Raw genomic sequence first — 16,085 nt, forward strand, 5'->3', positions numbered from 1 at the left:
CCGACGAGCTTTAACCACTTACACAATCTTTCAATTGATGGAAAATGATAACCATCAGCACCAGCAATCCACGCCAAGAAAGGCCAAAAAATAAATTCACAGAAAACCCCTGATATGCTTATTAAGCGCCTCACAAGAAGTATCTCTATAATGTCGGGCCGAACAAGAACCGCGACATAGACGATGGCCGTATTGAAGCCGCTGGAACTGACGAAGGAAGAACGTACCGAGCTTGAGGTTCTGGCGAGAAGCCGCCGTGATTGGAGAACACGAGACAGGTCTCGGACGATTCTGATGTTTAGCAACGGCGTGCCAGCCAAGGAGATAGCCAGGCGGCAGGAGTTGACGTTGGAGGCGGTGTACGAGAGGCGCTATCGTTGGTTGGACAAAGGCATGGCGGGGCTGTCGGACGCGCCGCGTAGCGGTGCGCCGTCGAAGCTGTCGCCGGCGCAGGTTGAGCAGTTGAAGATGTGGGCGACGCAGGAGGCGCTGACGGCCGCGGAACTGCTGGCACGACTCGAAGAGAAGTTCGGGATTCGAGTTCATGTGCGACCTGAAAGTCGCTTGAGTTTCTGTTTCACTGGAGCAGGTATTACCTGATGAAACCGGTTGTTCCATCAACCGTTTGAGGTTACCCCGCTTCGTTGGACAGTCTTACGTTTGAATTTTATGTCTATAGTTGGGTTCCTTTTGATGCGTCGTGCGAGTTGTCCACGGGCGGACGGCGGGTCGCCTTTGTCGACCACGACGCCGCCCGCCCGTGGGCAACTCGCTGGCGATCGGGTCTGCCGATGGCCGGGGGTGAAGCTGTTCAAACTCATGTGGCGAACGATAGCCCAGGGCACTATGTAACCGATGTGGGTTGTACCAGCCTTCGATAAAAGTAAACAACGCCTGGCGCGCCTGGTCATGGGTGGCAAAGCGGTGACGTGCCAGGAGTTCGCACTCGAGCGTGGCGAAGAAGGATTCGCACATCGCATTGTCGTACGCGTCACCGACTGAGCCCATCGAGGGACGTACACCGGCGTCGCGGCAGCGCAGCCCGAACGCGATCGAGGTGTACTGACATCCCTGATCCGAATGATGGATGACCCCATCGGGACGGCGTTGCGTCAGTGCCTGCAGCATCAGGGCGGTGCGCAGGTGACTGTCCATGGCCCAGCCCACGATGCGCCGGCTGTACACATCCAACACCACCGCGAGGTAAAAGAAGCCCATCGCGGTCGGGATGTAGGTCGCGTCGGCGACCCACAGCCGGTCGGGGGCGTCGGCCTGGAAGTGACGCTGCACCAGATCCGGCGCTGGGCGTGCGGTTGCGGCACGCTGGGTGGTGGTGACCGAGCGACGCCGACTGACCCCGCGCAGACCCGCTTCGCGCATCAGGCGCGCCACGCGCTTGCGCGCGACGTGAATGCCCTCGCGGGCCAGCATCGCGTGAATGCGCGGCATGCCATAGGTGCCATGCGATCGCAGGTAGATCGCTCGGATCCGGGCCAGCAGAGCCGCATCCTGCTGCGCATGCGCCGAGGGGACGTGATGCTGCCACGCATGAAAGCCGCTGCGCGAGACTCGGAGCAGTCGTGCCATGGTGGCCAAAGGCCAGGTGGCCTGATTCGCCTTCATGAATTCGAACCCTTGTCGGGTACCGATCCGGTCTCCCGGGCGAACCAGGCCGCCGCTTTTGCCAAAATATCCCGCTCCATCCTGACCTGACGAAGCTCCTTGCGCAGCCGCACGAGCTCCTGGCGCTCGGCAGTGGTCAGGCCGTCATGACGCTTGCCGGCATCGCGATCGGCCTGCGCCACCCAGTTATAGATCGTCTGGGCGGTGGGTTCGAATTCCTTGGCCAGGTCTTCCGGCGTACGGCCGGCATGGACGAGGTCAATCATCTGTTGCCGGAAGGCCGCGGCATACGGCATACGATGCTTGTGCATAGTGGGCACCTCCTACGGTTCAAGATAGGCAGTGTCCAAAAAAACGGGTCAACTCCAGTTCCCTACCCGGGCATGCGGAGCCGGTAACAGCTCGGTGTGAAGCTCTGGGGACAACGTAGCCGCCGGATAACCGGTACGCCGAGCCGCGAGGTAAGGCCGAATCTGCCAGCACAGAGGCGGAGAGGAGCAAGGGATGAGTGGGTACGATCAACATATGTGAACTTCCGATAAACGTCGTCAGAATCAACAAGCCAAACGTGCTGACAGGCTTGGACCAAAACGGTACGCGGTGTGGAGTGGCCTTCGTGAACTGGGCCACCATGGACGACAAGCCGCCGGCGAAGAGGAAGGGTCCGCCCCGCTCGGAAATTCATGCGGAACAGGGTAAGCCCATCGCGGCGCCGGCAACGGCAGGCGAACCGCGAGGAACGCTGTTGGCGCGGTGGGTAAAGGAATGCGGAGAAAGCGAACGCCCGGCTGTAATGGACGGGATACGGGCTGAGACATCGCCCGACGCGAAAGCGGGCAGACTTCCGCGTGGTCATTCATGGCGAGATAACCTTGAACAATCGTTATACGGGGGAAAGCAGATGACGGCAACGGACGCGAAAGCTCCTGACGCTGGTGCACTCTCGAGCGCTGCGCAGATGTGGGACCATGCAAACTGGTCGCACATCGAAGCAGAGGTGAAGCGACTTCAGATGCGTATCGCCAAGGCCGCTCAGGAAGGCCGATGGGGCAAGGTGAAAGCATTGCAACGTCTGCTAACCCGCTCGCATGGCGGCAAGATGCTCGCCGTCAAGCGTGTGACGGAGAATCGCGGTAAGAGAACGCCGGGGGTGGACGGCAAGATATGGTCATCCCCGGCGGCCAGATGGAACGGAATGCTGTCGCTACGACATCGCGGCTATCGTGCGATGCCGTTGCGGCGTGTCTACATTCCCAAGAGTAATGGGAAGAAGCGTCCGTTAGGAATCCCGTGTATGCGGTGCAGGGCGATGCAGGCCTTATGGAAGCTCGCTCTGGAACCCGTCGCGGAGACCCTTGCAGACGCCAATTCCTACGGCTTTCGGCCCGAGCGCTCGACCGCCGATGCCATCGAACAGTGCTTCAACGTTCTGGCCAAGCGTGCCTCGTCAGAATGGATTCTGGAGGGTGACATTCGGGGCTGTTTCGACAACTTCAGTCATTCCTGGTTTCTGGAGAACGTACCGATGGATAAGGAGGTTCTGCGCAAGTGGCTTCGAGCCGGATATATCGATGAAGGAACCTTGTTCGAGTCACAAGCGGGCACACCCCAAGGGGGTGTGATCTCGCCTGTGATCGCGAATATGGCGTTGGACGGACTTGAAGCAGCAGTTCATGCAAGTGTGGGCACATCCACACTTGAGTGCAGAAAGGCGCAGCTCAACGTCGTCCGCTATGCCGATGACTTTGTGGTGACTGGCGTATCGAAAGATGTGCTGGAATCCCGGGTACTTCCGGCAGTCAGGCAGTTCATGGCGGCTCGGGGTCTGGAGCTCTCGGAAGAGAAAACCCGGATCACGAACATAGCGGCGGGTTTCGATTTCCTTGGCCAGAACGTGCGCAAGTACGACGGCAAGTTGCTGATCAAGCCAGCGAACAAGAGCATCAAGTCGCTGCTTGACAAGGTCAGGGGAATCATCAAGGAAAACGCGAGCGCCACGCAGGAGGCGTTGATACGACAGCTCAACCCTGTGATCCGGGGATGGGCCCAGTATCACCGTCACGTCGTGTCGAAAGCGATCTTCTCCTCAATCGACTCCCACATCTGGCAACGGCTCTGGAGATGGGCGAAGCGTCGTCACCCCATGAAAGGAGCCCGATGGGTCCGGCAACGGTACTTCCGGCGCGACGGATACCGGTCCTGGGATTTTGCAACAGAGGGTTCAACCGAGGGTGACACCTGCGGCCTGCAACTCTTCCGCGCAACGACCGTCGCGATCCAGCGACACGTCAAAATCCGGGGACTGGCCAATCCGTTTGACCCGGCATGGGCCGCCTACTTTGCCCGCCGTCGAACCGCGAAACGTTCCGCTGGTCTGCCCGGTGCCACACAATGGTGCTGAACGAATGGCTTGAGCCGGATGCGGGGCGACTCGCACGTCCGGTTCTTAGGGGGCGGCGACGTAGTAATGCGTCGCTGCTACCCGACCGCAATACGCTGACAGGGATTCTCAAACGGGCGGGGCTGGTATGGAAGCGAACCCGGCATAGCTTAAAAAAAAGCGGGACGAACAGCGGTTCCGACAAGCCCAATCCGAAATTGGGGAGTTGGTCCAGCAAGCCCAGCGTGGCGAAATCGAACTCGCCTACGTAGACGAAGTTGGCTTCGCGCAAGCGCAGCCGAATCGAAGTGCGTGGACACCTGTCGGGGAGCAACACATGATTGAAGCCCGGCGTGGTAAGCGTCTGAACGTGGTCGGAGCACTGCTGTCCTCGGGAGAACTGTTTGCAGCGAAGTTGTGGGAGACGATGACCTCGATGCTGTTCGCTGGATTTCTCGGCCTGCTGGTCGAACACGTCGGCAAGCCGCTGACCGTGATTCTCGACAATGCTTCGGTCCACACGGCCCGCGCACTGCGGCCTTATCTCCGGCTGCTACAAACGAAAGGCTTGACGTTGTATTTCCTGCCACCGTACAGCCCGGAGCTCAATCGCATCGAGAAGCTCTGGCACAAGATGAAATACGAGTGGCTGGCCTTCAAAGCCCGCGACACCAAAACCCTTGAAGCTGATGTCGATGTAATCCTTCAGGGATTTGGAGCAGACTACAGATTCACTTTTTGTTGAAAGCTTATCAGATCAAAAAATATGCAGTAGTAAAGAAATATAATTAATTTTTTCATTATGTGCAATCTCATTATTTTTTCTCTGACGTCTTACGATTCAGAATTCCATTAACTGCTTCTGATGCGCCCTCCGAGCTGATTACCCCAGCCGTAGTGCCGCCAACAGATGGTAAGGCGCTTGGTGGAATATATTGAGACATACCAAATCCTATATCCTTCCATGTCTGACGATACCAAGGATTTATGCTGTTGTTTAATGCGCCCTCAAGCTTGCCGCCAGCATAAAAACCTACCAATGTACCCGCAACTGCAACTGCCATATTGAGATTTGGATTTTGTCCCGCAATGGAAGATCCCGCGAGCGCACCCCCTGTATTTACAAGGAGGTTAGGTAATAGGCTTACGCCGAATGTCAATGCACCAGTTGCACCTGCCATACCAACATTCACTAAATTTATTTTTCCATCATTGAGAACGTATTAAGCTCCGGCATTAACGGAGGCCCCAATAGTTCCGCACTTGTTCGCTCACGCAACTGGGAGTGACTTGCAACCAAACCTAGAGTTTTTGCGCTGTGAAGTGCGGCGTGCTTAGGAAATTTCCTGAAATTGGGGAGACTTTTCCCAACCTTGCACGATTCTTTCGCATGACTGCAGACCGCGCCTGCGGCTCCGCGTCAGCACCGCATGGGGTAATTCCGTGTCACAGGATCTGCTGGCCTGGCGAACCCCATGTCCTGAAGACCAGTTGCAGGGTCGAAGCGCTGCAGCTATCGCACATGGGCTTGACTGGGTGGATTTCCTTGGCGCAACAGCGATGGTGAACCTGGCGCCAAGACAATCTGGATCGGCATGCAGCGAACCATGGACGGCGCACCCGCTATTCAGGCACTGCGGGAAGAACCATGACTTCTGCATAAGGGAATGCACATAAAATCACTTGCCGAAACTGAGATCCTGCAACTGGCAGGAGCCATGAACCTAGACGGCGACGCCATGTCCACCAACCTCCCATCCTGGCGCGATCACATAGCGCGTGGGCATCGGCAGCGTCCGGCTTGTGTTGCCATTGAAGTCGGGCAGGTCATTCCTGAGTTGCTTGCAGAGCGCCACCAAGTAGTCCAAGCATGACGCTTGCCGATGTAGGGCTGCGCCTTATTCCAAACACACCGGCGCATTTGCTAGCATCTGCCATCGTCTCGCCGGCCCGTTCCCGTCGGCCACCTGCCCCGCTTGCATCCAGTTCCAGGCGTCCCCTGAATGCCACGCTTTCCAGGCGACATGCCTTTTGAAGTGAAACGCAGCAAAACAAGACCAATCCGGGAGAAGACAGACCATGAACACCAGGACACTGAGCATGCTTGCGGGCGCCGGGCTATGGCTCGCATCTGGCGCCATGCTGGCGCAGGGCAGCGGCCTTACACGTACCCTCGTCGGCAAGGAGGACGTTTCCGTGCCGGGGCGGGAGGCCGTGGTGGCACGGGTGGAGGTGGCGCCCGGCGCCTATGCGGGACGGCATACGCATCCGGGCGACGAGGTCAGCTACATATTGGCAGGCCAGGCCGAACTCCTGATCGACGGGCAACCGCCGCGGGTCGTCAAGGCGGGCGAGTCGTTCGTGGTCCCTGCCGGGGTCGCGCATGACGCGCACAATCCCGGCACTGCGCCGGTCAGCCTGGTCGGCGTGTATGTGGTCGAGAAGGGCAAGCCGCTCGCAACGCCCGCGCCCTGAGCCTGTGGATCCCGCGTGAGACTCACATAAAAAAGCCCGCCCCACTTGCGTGGCGCGGGCCAAGTTTCCGTATTCTGGAAACGGGTAGACAAGTCATGAAGAGCGCCCCCGCATCTCCATGACAGAAACCATCTTATCCGGACTGACCGTTGCTGCACTTGACCCATGTCAAACGGATCGCAGGTGCCGGAGAGCCCCTTCTGCTGGCACGATTTCCGTGGGCGCAGCCATCGGTCGGCGATGGCCTACGCCGCATCGTCCAGCTTGACCGCAAAGCCGCGCTGTACCCCTGGCCGGGCGAACAAGGCGTCGTACCAGCGCCGGATGTTGGGAAAGCGATCCAGGGAGACCTGATGGCGCTCGTGCCGCCACGCCCACCCGAGGATGGCGAAATCCGCCACGGATAGCGCGCCCGCGACGAATTCCACTTCCGCCAGCCGCCGGTCCAGCACGCCGTAAAGACGGTTGGTTTCCTCTGAATAGCGCTTGAGCCCATAGTGCCGGTCGGCCTCCGGCTCCACAGTGCGGAAGTGATGGACTTGTCCCGGCATGGGCCCGAAGCCGCCCATCTGCCACATCAGCCACTCCAGTACCGGTACCCGGTCGCGCAGGGAGGCTGGCAGGAATTTGCCGGTCTTCTCGCCGAGGTAAAGCAGGATCGCGCCGGACTCGAACACGCTGATCGGCTGGCCGTCGGGACCATCGGGATCGACGATGGCCGGAATCCGGTTGTTCGGGCTGATGCGCAGGAAGTCCGGCTGGTGTTGCTCGCCCTTGGTGATGTTCACCGTCTTGACGGTGTAAGGCAATGCCATTTCCTCGAGCGCGACGCTGATCTTGCGTCCGTTCGGCGTGTTCCACGTGTGCAGGATGATGGTCATGGGAGTCGGTAGGTGATGAGGGGGTTCGCCCTGGCTTGCGCCCGGATCAGCTCAGCGGCACGCCAACATACTGCCGGAAGCCGGCACGCCCGCCGACGCGCTGGTACCAGCGATCCAGGTCCGGCGTCGAGGGGCGGTCGATCCGGGCGTCGAGGCCGTACCAGCGGCGCGCGTAGGCGCCCAGCACCAGGTCGGCCAGCGTGAACGTGTCGCCCTCGAGAAAATCGCGGTCTTGCAACTGACGGTCGATGATCTGCCACAGGCCCGCCACCGTGGCGGCGTCGGCATTCAGGCGCGCCACGTCGCGCCCTGCGGCCGGCGTTCGCACATAACCCCAGAATACCGGCCTTTCCGCCGGCTGCAAGGTCGAAAGGGACCAGTCCAGCCAGCGGTCCACGCTTGCGCGCACCTTCGGCTCGGCCGGGTACAGCGTGGTGCCTTTCCCGTACAGCATGGCAAGGTAGCGCAGGATCGAATTCGACTCCCACAACACAAAGCCGTCATCGATGAGCGTCGGGACGCGCCCGTTCGGATTCATCGCAAGATACTCGGGCCGGTCGTTGCCGCCGAATTGCATGCCGGCGTCGATCCGCTCGAACGGCAGGCCGAGTTCGCCGCAACACCACAGTACCTTCTGCACATTGACCGAATTCGCCCTGCCCCAGATCGTCAGCATTCCATGCGTCCCCAGTGAAAACACCTCGTTTGCGGAAGACGTCAACGATACACCAAGGCCGGGATGCCAGCCGCTGGCTCCGCCTCGGTGGAGCCAGCGGCTTCTCCTCTAGTTTCTCCATTGGCGCAGAGCGCCGGGGTAGCGCGCAAGGGGGGGCGGGCAAGTTGAAAAACGACGCCGGCACCATGCACCAGCGTTCTCTATTCTAGAGATTGTGCCCGGCTCAAGCGATAGTCATTGACTTCGGAATACTCGGCCAGTTCGAGGTAAAGGCCTCAGGAGAGCACGAGATGATCGACCACCCTGGTCACGCCCGGCGCCGACCGGGCCGCTCCCAACACAACCTGCCGCTCCCGTGGCGAATCGACCCTGCCATCCAGCGTCACGACGCCACCCAGCACCTCGATCCGGATATGCGCCGCTTCACGCCCGGCATGACGCCGCAAGGCTGCGTCGATCCGCTCGGCCACGTCGGGCGGCGCGATGCGAGGCTTGATCGCAATCTGGTTGATCACACCAGCCACGCCACGCAGAAGTCCGACGGAGCGCTCGGCCAACTCGCTCTGATAACTCCATTCCACTTCGCCAGCCAGCGATACCCAGCCCTTTTCGACGCGCACCTTGATCCCGGCGGCTGGCAGGCTCGCATGCGCTTGCAGCGCTGCCCTGGCCGCTTCGGCGATGGCCTCGTCATCGTGCTCGCCCGCAACGCGCACATCGAGTTCGACCACCACGGCCTTGACACCGTCAACGCGCTCGGCGGCGCGCTCCGCCGCCAGCTTCTCCACATAGGTTCGCAGGTGGCCGCTCAAGGTCACCACGCCACGATTTACTTCCACGCCAACCGTGGCGGCGTCGACCGCGGGATCCCAGGCGAGTTCGTCACTCACGTCCTGCTTGATCTGCAAATCGGTCTTCATCCATGTTCTCCTTACTGGTACCGGCGCCGGGTCCATCTGGCGCGACCGGTATTCCAGCTTAGATGCCGGGCAGGCGCGGCCCTTGACACATATCAAGCCCCGGACTTCCGTTTTGCGCTCTGGATATCGGACTCAGTGCGAGAACAGCACGGGAATCGTCATGGTTTCCAGCAACGTCCGGGTCACGCCACCCAGCATCACCTCACGGAACCGGTTGTGCCCATAGGCGCCGGCCACGATGAGATCGGCTTCCAGGTCAGCGGCTTCCGACAGCAGCCGCTCGCCCGCATCGGCGAGGGTGGTCACGGGGAGGTTGCAGACCGCCGCCGTCACGCCATGCGCCGCCAGCCAGGTCGCGGCGTACTGCGCAGGCGTGTTCCATGGGTCGCCGGCCTTGCCCGCCACCGTGCAAGTGGCAATGGTCACGGCCTCGGCCTGGCGCAGAAATGGCAGCGCATCGTGGATGGCGCGCGCCGCCTCGCGCCCGCCGTCCCAGGCGATCAGCACGCGGCTGCCAACGGTGTTGAACCGGCCCACCCTGGGAATCGCCAGTACCGGCCGGCCACTGGCAAGCACGATGGATTCGACAAACCCCTCGGCCACGAAGGCCGTCGGATCCGCCGGGTCGTCCTGGCCGACCACCAGCAAGTCCGCCAGGCGTGCTTCGCGCTGGCCGATGGCCAGGGGAAGCCCGTCGAAAGCCTGCCATTGCGCAGTGATCGGCAACTCTTCCGTCGCGCCCTCGAAGCTGCGCCGCACGATCTCGCCATCCTCCTCGTAACGTGCCTGAAGGGCATCGAGGTAACGCGCGCCGTCGGGCAGCCGGTACACCCACGCGGGCTCGGGACGGTGGCAGGCGAACATGCCGACCAGCGTGGCTTTGTGTCTGGCGGCCAGCTGCGCGGCGATTTCGATGCGATGGTACGAGCGGCGGCTGGGATCGAGAATCACCATGATGGTGGCGTAGGACATAGGGAGGCTCCCGCCCGTCGACCGGGCTCGTGATCGGGTCAGAATGCACTGTAGTGCCTGCGCCGTACAGCGCAAGCGCGGCCGGTCCGGTCGTTGCGCCAGGTCAAGATATTGCCGGGCCACGGCCACCGGGCAACGCAGTACATGAGAAACCGCAGCAGTGCGAGCCGCGCTTCGGCGCCTTCGCAATGCGCGCAGCGGATATTGGCATTCTGTATCACGCTGCTTGAGGGGAATATGACGCACGTCAATGCGCGGCATCTGCGCGAGCCTATTCTTCCCAAGGAGCCGCCGCCGGGAAAACCCCATGCCGCGGCGAACCACCGGCCGCAGCCTTGGAGGCGCGATGAACAGGTCCAGGATCCTGCCCTTGGCGCTGATCTGCTTCCTGCCGGGTTGCGCCATCCATGCGCCGGCGCAGCAGCAGACCAGGCCCCCGGCCGCGATCGCCACGCCAGGCGTTCGCTATCTGGCCGGCGGCGGCAGCGCCGCGAGTCGCGATGCCATGCTGGCCAGGGCGGCGGATTTCAATATCCGCCTGCACCTTCCGGACGACAAGCCCGCAGGCCAACCCGCTACGGTATCGGTCACTTTGTTCGATGCAACGCGAGAAATCGTACTGGTCACGGAGACGATGGGGAGCCTGCTCTACCTCCAACTGACGCCGGGCGACTACCGGATCGTGCTGCGCCGTGGCAACCTGATTGAATGCCATGGCTTCGAGGCCGGCGCGGCTCCGCTCGACCTCTATCTCGTGCCCCCGGGATAAACACCCGACAGGCTTGCCTACACGACGGCCACCCGTCCATCGGCAAGCAATTGCGAGAACCAGCCGCCTGCCAGCGTGGCCAGTTCCTCGATCGCGGCGGGCTCCTCGAATACCCGGCCCTCGCCCGCCACCAGCCGCAGTTGCCGCGGACAGCGAAGGCTGGCGAACGCCAGGTCATTGATCCGGATGCCTTCCGGATCGCCGGCACCCACCACAAGAAGCGTGGGTACGGCCACCTTGCCCAGGGTGTCGGCGTCGGCCAGGTCCACTCGCCCCGCGGCGAGCACGAGCGTGCGCAAATCCGTGCCCGCTTCTCCCGCCAGCTTCAACGCGACGGCGGCGGCGGTGCCGGTGCCAAAGCAGCCGACGGGCAGCGCCGGCAAGCGCAGCCGCGTGCGAACGTAGCCCGGCACCGCTTGCATCACCGTTCGCAGCCGTCCGGCCAGCATGGCAATATCCTGGCGCTTTTCCGCCCGCATCGACTCCCTTGGCCCGATCAGGTCCACCAGCAACGTAGCCAGTCCCCTGGCGTTCAGTTTCCTCGCGACATACTGGTTGCGCACAGCGTGGTCGCCGCCCCCGTTGGCATGGACCATCAGCACCAGCCCGACCGGATTGCCGGGGGCGTCGAGCACGCCGTGAAGCCTGGTGCCGTCGCACGCGATGCCTACCGGCAAGCCATCGGCGAGGGCTCTTGCTCCGATGGCCTCGGCGTGGCGCGATTCGATGTCTCGCCACAACAGCGCACGGACCTCCGCGTCGTCCACCTGCGGAAAGCGCTGGTAGGCATGGTGGATATCGGGATCCGTCCCGGCTGCCCGCAGGCACACGACCTCGTCGGCGCAGGCGCGGACCACCGCCAGGCCTTTTGGTGCGCCGATGGGAACGGCGCAAACCAGCCTGACCGGCTGCTGCCTGCGCACGGTATGGATCGCCGCCATCATGGTGGCGCCAGTGCAGATCCCGTCATCCACCAGGATCACAACGCGGCCACGCGGGTCCAGCCGCGCGCGATGCGACGTGTAGATCGCGCATTGTTGCCGCAGCAGATCGAGCTTTGCCAGCCGCTCCTGCGCAAAATGGATGGGATCGGGCTGTCCCCCCGCCGGGCGCTCAACGGCGTAGGTCCAGCCATTCTCCGTCACGGCGCCAATCGCGGCGACGGCGTTGTCCGGGCCGGTAAGCTTGCTGACCAGCATCACATCGAGATCGCCCTCCAGGGCGTCGGCGAGTCCGCGCCCGACAGCTACCCCGCCCTTCGGAACGGCAAGGATCAGGGGATGCTGGCCACGATAGGCGCGCAGCGCTTCGGCAAGCTGCGCCGCGGCGTCCTCGCGGCTCTCAAAGCGGGCAACCAGCGGATTCATCGATCTGCTCCTCTCCTGTGTGCCGCAGCAGCGCGGCGCGGCTAGCGCCCAGAATAGTCCCCCGGCGGCGACACCACTTGCGCTATGTCAAGGATTGGCAACAGCCGGTCTCAACGTGAAGCGCACCCTACTCACGTGACCCCTGGATACCAGAGCGGGTTCCATATCAGGCACTGCCAGTTCACCGGTGGTACGTCTGCCGCCGGGAACGCTAGATTCGGCCCTGTACCAGCAATACGATGACGATCAGGAGTACCAGCCCCAATAAGCCGCTGGGCGCGTAACCCCAGTTCCGGCTGTGCGGCCAGGCTGGTATTGCGCCGATCAGAACCAGTATCAAGAGAACTAAAAGAATAATCCCCAGCATTTCGCGTCCTCCTTGACTTCCAGCCGCTGCTTGTCAGGTCACTATATGTTGGATTGAAGCCTGGCAGTTGTCGTGTATCAAGCCGCGCGCAGGCGGGACGGGCAGCGTGCGATCGGCGCTGGGCCTGCCTTGCGCGGAGCATCCTGATCAGGACATCGAGTCCATGACGCAAGCCGATGCCCTAAAGGACGGCGCCCGACAGTACACCGACGCCGGCGGTGATGGCCATGGCGAGAGCGCCCCAGAAGGTGACGCGTCCCGCGCCCGAGATTTTGCTGGCACCGCCGACCTGCGCAGCGACGGCGCCTAGCGCAGCGAGGAAGATGAGCGACATTCCCGATACCCATGGCATCAGCCCGCGGCCAGGCGCCAGCCAGGCCACCACCAGCGGAAGGAGCGCGCCGACGGCAAAGCTGGCGGCCGATGCCATGGCAGCCTGGATGGGTTGTGCGCTCAGCGCCTGCGATATGCCGAGCTCATCGCGTGCATGCGCCGCCAGGCTGTCGTGTGCCATGAGTTGCGCCGCTACCTCCTTGGCAAGACCCGGCTCAAGCCCACGCTCCACATAAATCGTCGCGAGTTCGTGCTGCTCGGCAGCGGGATCGGCATCCAGTTCTCCACGCTCCCGCCTCAGGTCGGCCTTCTCGGCGTCCGCCTGCGAATGGACCGAGATATATTCCCCCGCGGCCATCGACATGGCTCCGGCCACCAGGCCCGCGATGCCGGTCACCAGGATATTCGCCTGGCTCGCACTGGCGGCGGCGACGCCCAGCACCAGGCTGGCGGTGGAGACAATGCCATCATTGGCACCGAGCACGGCGGCGCGCAGCCAGCCTATGCGATCAACCCGGTGACGTTCACTGTGGCGGGATAAGGACCTCATGGTGCAGCGGCCTCCGATGTGGACTGCAGATGACCTGAGGATGCTACCTGCGAGGCGTCCCGGTTGCAACGAAGGCACCCGTTTCCCCGGCCATTCCTGCACATGGGATACGCATTCAGTCGATGGCAAAACGCCGCACCAGCCAGCCGCGCAGCGCATAGGTCAGGCAGCAATAGCCAAGGAGGATCGGCAACAGCAGCACCCAGAACACGCCGGGCGGCGATACCAGCCCCAACGGCGCCGCCAGCGGCGAGTACGGCAGCCAGATGCCGGTCAGGCAGATCGCGACGCCGGTGGTGATCAGCGCGGTACTGCCACGGCTTTGTATGAACGGGATCTTGCGGGTGCGAATCACATGGACGATCAGGGTCTGCGACAGCAGCGATTCCAGGAACCAGCCGGTCTGGAACAGGTGCTGCTGCGCGGGCGTGCTCGCGCCCAGCAGCCAGTAAAGCATGGCAAAGGTGACGTAGTCGAACAGCGAACTGATCGGGCCGATGCACAGGATGTAGCGGCCGATCTTGCCGATCTCCCAGCGGCGCGGACGGCTGATGGCATCTTCGTCGACATTGTCGGTCGGCAGCGCGGTCTGCGAGAAATCGTAGAGCAGGTTGTTCGTCAGCACCTGGATCGGCGCCATCGGCAGGAACGGCAGCCAGGCGCTCGCGCCGAGCACGCTGAACATATTGCCGAAATTCGAGCTGGCGCCCATGCGCAGGTACTTGAGCAGGTTGGCAAAGACCTTGCGGCCTTCGATCACGCCGTCGTGCAGCACCAGCAGGCTCTTTTCCAGCAGGATGATGCTGGCCGATTCCTTCGCGATATCGGCGCCGCTGTCCACCGAGATGCCCACGTCGGCCGCCTTGAGCGCCGGTCCGTCGTTGATGCCGTCGCCCAGCACGCCCACCACCCGTCCGCGCGCCCGCAGGGCCTTGACGATGGCCGCCTTGTGCGCCGGCGCCAGCTTGGCGAAGAGCTGCGTGCGCTCGGCCAGTTCCCCCAGGGCTTGCGGCGAGAGCCCGTCGAGTTCGTGGCCGAGAACCGCGCGGTCCACGTCGATGCCGACTTCCCGGCAGATCTTGCGCGCGATCACCGGGCTGTCGCCGGTCAGCACCTTGACCTCGATGCCGCTGCCGCGCAGTGCCGCCAGCGCCGGCGCCGCGCTATCCTTGGGCGGGTCGATGAAAGCGATATAGCCGAGCAGGATCAGCGCGGATTCGTCCGCCACCGAGTAGGGCTGCGTATCGGGCGCCGGCGGCAAGGGCTTGTAGGCGATCGCGATCACCCGGAAGCCATCTTCGTTTAGCGCATTACAGACCGTCATCAGGGTGTGGCGATGCGAGTCATCCAGTGCAATGGCCTGCCCCCCAAGTTCGGCGCTGGCGCAGACTGCGTAGACCTCCTCCACCGCACCCTTGCAGACCAGCAGCCTGCCCCGCGGCCCATCCACCACCACCGACATGCGGCGCCGCTCGAAATCGAACGGCACCTCGTCGATCTTGCGATAGCCGCCCTGTTGCCGCAGCATTTCGCCCACTTCGTCATGGAAGAGCACCGCCTTGTCCAGCAGGTTGTGCAAACCCGACTGGTGGTAGCTGTTCAGGTAGGCGAACTCCAGCACGCGCGCGGTCTCCCGGCCTGCTAGGTCCACATGCTTCTTCAGGATGATGCGGTCCTGCGTCAGCGTGCCGGTCTTGTCGGTGCACAGCACATCCATGGCCCCCAGGTTCTGGATGGCGCTGAGATGTTTCACGATCACCTTGCGGCGCGACATGGCAAGCGCGCCCTTCGCCAGGTTCACGGTCACCAGCATCGGCAGCATCTCGGGTGTCAGCCCCACGGCGACGGCCACCGCAAACAGCAGCGCCTCCAGCCAGTCGCCCTTGGTCAGCCCGTTGATCAGGAACACCAGCGGCGCAAGGATCACGATCAGGCCGATCATCAACCGGGCGAAGCGCTGCAGGCCTTGCTCGAACACCGTGCCGGACGTCTCCTCCGACAGCGAGCGGGCGATGCCGCCGAACATGGCGCGCGGCCCGGTCAGCACCACCACCACGGTCGCGCTGCCGCTGACCACGGCCGTGCCCATCAGCACGATGTTCTCCAGCGTGCCGGGTTCGTCGCCGCTGGCGCTCTCGAGCGCGAATTTCTCCACGGGCAGCGATTCCCCGGTGAGCGCCGACTGGTTGACGAACAGATCCTTCGACGCCAGCAGCCGGGCATCGGCGGGGACAAGATCGCCCGCCGCCAGGTGGACGATGTCGCCCGGCACCAGCGCGCCGATCGGCAGTTCGCTGATGGCGGGCGATGTACCCGGCCCGGCCCGGCGCTGCGTGGCGGCGGTGGTATGGACCATGGCGCGCAGCGCTGCCGCCGCGCGTCCGGAGCGGCGCTCCTGCACCGTGGCCACGCCAACGCTGAGCATCACCATCACCGCGATCACTGCCGCGGCGTCGTAATCGTGGATGGCCGCCGATACCGCCGCCAGCGTCAGCAGCAGCACATTGAGCGGATTGAGCAGGCGGCGCAGCAGGTCGATCACCGCCGGACGCGGGCGTTCGTGCGCCACCAGGTTGGGGCCATGGCTTTGCAGCCGCAGTTCGGCCTCGGCGTGGGTCAGGCCTTCCGGGCTGGCGTCCAGTTGCTTGAGCAAGGCCGCCAGCGGCGTGTTGGCAGCCCGCAGCAACGCCTCCGGCATGCCGCAGGGCGCGGGCTCCGGACCGGCCGGACCGCCGGACGATGCGGGATGCCGGCGGCGCATCCGGCTCACCC

General features: G+C 63.1%; 13 protein-coding genes and 2 pseudogenes. 5 read left to right on the forward strand and 10 right to left on the reverse strand.

The features are described 5' to 3' along the window. Window positions 1-183: 183 nt before the first annotated feature. Window positions 184-600, forward strand: coding sequence for a helix-turn-helix domain-containing protein (locus ACZY0R_RS27835; protein WP_488858095.1), 417 nt, complete (start codon window positions 184-186; stop codon window positions 598-600). Between the two features lie 189 nt (window positions 601-789). Here ACZY0R_RS27835 and ACZY0R_RS27840 read toward each other — a convergent pair. Beyond that, window positions 790-1,934 (reverse strand): annotated as a pseudogene (locus tag ACZY0R_RS27840) (IS3 family transposase); the annotation flags it as partial. 305 nt (window positions 1,935-2,239) lie between these two features. On the opposite strand from ACZY0R_RS27840, the gene ltrA reads away from it, so the two are divergent. Together ltrA and ACZY0R_RS27850 are read left to right on the forward strand one after the other, a co-directional pair. Beyond that, entirely contained in the window at window positions 2,240-4,024 is a 1,785-nt protein-coding gene (gene ltrA / locus ACZY0R_RS27845) for a group II intron reverse transcriptase/maturase (RefSeq protein ID WP_488857409.1), read from the forward strand. 166 nt (window positions 4,025-4,190) lie between these two features. Continuing rightward, a pseudogene (locus tag ACZY0R_RS27850) lies at window positions 4,191-4,748 on the forward strand (IS630 family transposase); the annotation flags it as partial. Between the two features lie 70 nt (window positions 4,749-4,818). Here ACZY0R_RS27850 and ACZY0R_RS27855 read toward each other — a convergent pair. Next, window positions 4,819-5,196 carry a hypothetical protein gene (locus ACZY0R_RS27855; protein WP_488862921.1) on the reverse strand — a complete coding sequence of 126 codons (378 nt, stop codon included), beginning with the start codon at window positions 5,194-5,196 and terminating at the stop codon, window positions 4,819-4,821. A gap of 907 nt (window positions 5,197-6,103) precedes the next feature. Between ACZY0R_RS27855 and ACZY0R_RS27860 the strand changes: the two genes are divergently transcribed. Beyond that, window positions 6,104-6,478, forward strand: a complete 375-nt coding sequence (locus ACZY0R_RS27860; RefSeq protein WP_488866221.1) for a cupin domain-containing protein — start codon at window positions 6,104-6,106, stop codon at window positions 6,476-6,478. Between the two features lie 245 nt (window positions 6,479-6,723). On the opposite strand, the gene ACZY0R_RS27865 is transcribed toward ACZY0R_RS27860, so the two are convergent. The 4 genes from ACZY0R_RS27865 to ACZY0R_RS27880 form a co-directional block, all read right to left on the reverse strand. Beyond that, window positions 6,724-7,359 carry a glutathione S-transferase family protein gene (locus ACZY0R_RS27865; protein WP_488862923.1) on the reverse strand — a complete coding sequence of 212 codons (636 nt, stop codon included), beginning with the start codon at window positions 7,357-7,359 and terminating at the stop codon, window positions 6,724-6,726. Between the two features lie 46 nt (window positions 7,360-7,405). Then, window positions 7,406-8,035, reverse strand: a complete 630-nt coding sequence (locus ACZY0R_RS27870; protein WP_488862925.1) for a glutathione S-transferase family protein — start codon at window positions 8,033-8,035, stop codon at window positions 7,406-7,408. Window positions 8,036-8,310: 275 nt separating this feature from the next. Beyond that, a complete protein-coding gene (locus tag ACZY0R_RS27875; protein WP_488862927.1) occupies window positions 8,311-8,955 on the reverse strand; it encodes a BON domain-containing protein in 645 nt (214 codons plus the stop codon). A 132-nt stretch (window positions 8,956-9,087) separates the two neighbouring features. Beyond that, window positions 9,088-9,927 carry a universal stress protein gene (locus ACZY0R_RS27880; protein WP_488862929.1) on the reverse strand — a complete coding sequence of 280 codons (840 nt, stop codon included), beginning with the start codon at window positions 9,925-9,927 and terminating at the stop codon, window positions 9,088-9,090. A gap of 346 nt (window positions 9,928-10,273) precedes the next feature. Here ACZY0R_RS27880 and ACZY0R_RS27885 point away from each other — a divergent pair, with 346 nt between their 5' ends. Continuing rightward, a complete protein-coding gene (locus tag ACZY0R_RS27885; RefSeq protein WP_488862931.1) occupies window positions 10,274-10,696 on the forward strand; it encodes a hypothetical protein in 423 nt (140 codons plus the stop codon). 17 nt (window positions 10,697-10,713) lie between these two features. Here the strand turns inward: ACZY0R_RS27885 and ACZY0R_RS27890 are convergent, their stop codons facing one another. From ACZY0R_RS27890 to mgtA, 4 genes are all read right to left on the reverse strand, one after another. After that, window positions 10,714-12,063, reverse strand: coding sequence for a phosphoribosyltransferase family protein (locus ACZY0R_RS27890; RefSeq protein ID WP_488862933.1), 1,350 nt, complete (start codon window positions 12,061-12,063; stop codon window positions 10,714-10,716). A 211-nt stretch (window positions 12,064-12,274) separates the two neighbouring features. After that, window positions 12,275-12,430 carry a DUF3309 family protein gene (locus ACZY0R_RS27895; protein WP_045241560.1) on the reverse strand — a complete coding sequence of 52 codons (156 nt, stop codon included), beginning with the start codon at window positions 12,428-12,430 and terminating at the stop codon, window positions 12,275-12,277. Window positions 12,431-12,611: 181 nt separating this feature from the next. Then, complete coding sequence (locus ACZY0R_RS27900) at window positions 12,612-13,313, reverse strand: VIT1/CCC1 transporter family protein (protein ID WP_488862935.1); 702 nt, start codon at window positions 13,311-13,313, stop codon at window positions 12,612-12,614. Window positions 13,314-13,428: 115 nt separating this feature from the next. Next, entirely contained in the window at window positions 13,429-16,011 is a 2,583-nt protein-coding gene (gene mgtA, locus ACZY0R_RS27905) for a magnesium-translocating P-type ATPase (RefSeq protein WP_488866223.1), read from the reverse strand. Between the last annotated feature and the right edge of the window lie 74 nt (window positions 16,012-16,085).

It is taken from the genome of Cupriavidus sp. F041 (genome assembly GCF_057814235.1).

Bases quoted from the DNA above. Each gene is read 5' to 3' on its own strand.
- ACZY0R_RS27870 (WP_488862925.1), bottom strand. From the start codon at position 8,035: ATGCTGACGATCTGGGGCAGGGCGAATTCGGTCAATGTGCAGAAGGTA.
- ACZY0R_RS27875 (WP_488862927.1), bottom strand. From the start codon at position 8,955: ATGAAGACCGATTTGCAGATCAAGCAGGACGTGAGTGACGAACTCGCC.
- mgtA (WP_488866223.1), bottom strand. From the start codon at position 16,011: ATGCCGGAGGCGTTGCTGCGGGCTGCCAACACGCCGCTGGCGGCCTTG.
- ACZY0R_RS27900 (WP_488862935.1), bottom strand. From the start codon at position 13,313: ATGAGGTCCTTATCCCGCCACAGTGAACGTCACCGGGTTGATCGCATA.
- ACZY0R_RS27880 (WP_488862929.1), bottom strand. From the start codon at position 9,927: ATGTCCTACGCCACCATCATGGTGATTCTCGATCCCAGCCGCCGCTCG.
- ACZY0R_RS27885 (WP_488862931.1), top strand. From the start codon at position 10,274: ATGAACAGGTCCAGGATCCTGCCCTTGGCGCTGATCTGCTTCCTGCCG.
- ACZY0R_RS27835 (WP_488858095.1), top strand. From the start codon at position 184: ATGGCCGTATTGAAGCCGCTGGAACTGACGAAGGAAGAACGTACCGAG.
- ACZY0R_RS27895 (WP_045241560.1), bottom strand. From the start codon at position 12,430: ATGCTGGGGATTATTCTTTTAGTTCTCTTGATACTGGTTCTGATCGGC.
- ACZY0R_RS27890 (WP_488862933.1), bottom strand. From the start codon at position 12,063: ATGAATCCGCTGGTTGCCCGCTTTGAGAGCCGCGAGGACGCCGCGGCG.
- ACZY0R_RS27865 (WP_488862923.1), bottom strand. From the start codon at position 7,359: ATGACCATCATCCTGCACACGTGGAACACGCCGAACGGACGCAAGATC.
- ACZY0R_RS27860 (WP_488866221.1), top strand. From the start codon at position 6,104: ATGCTTGCGGGCGCCGGGCTATGGCTCGCATCTGGCGCCATGCTGGCG.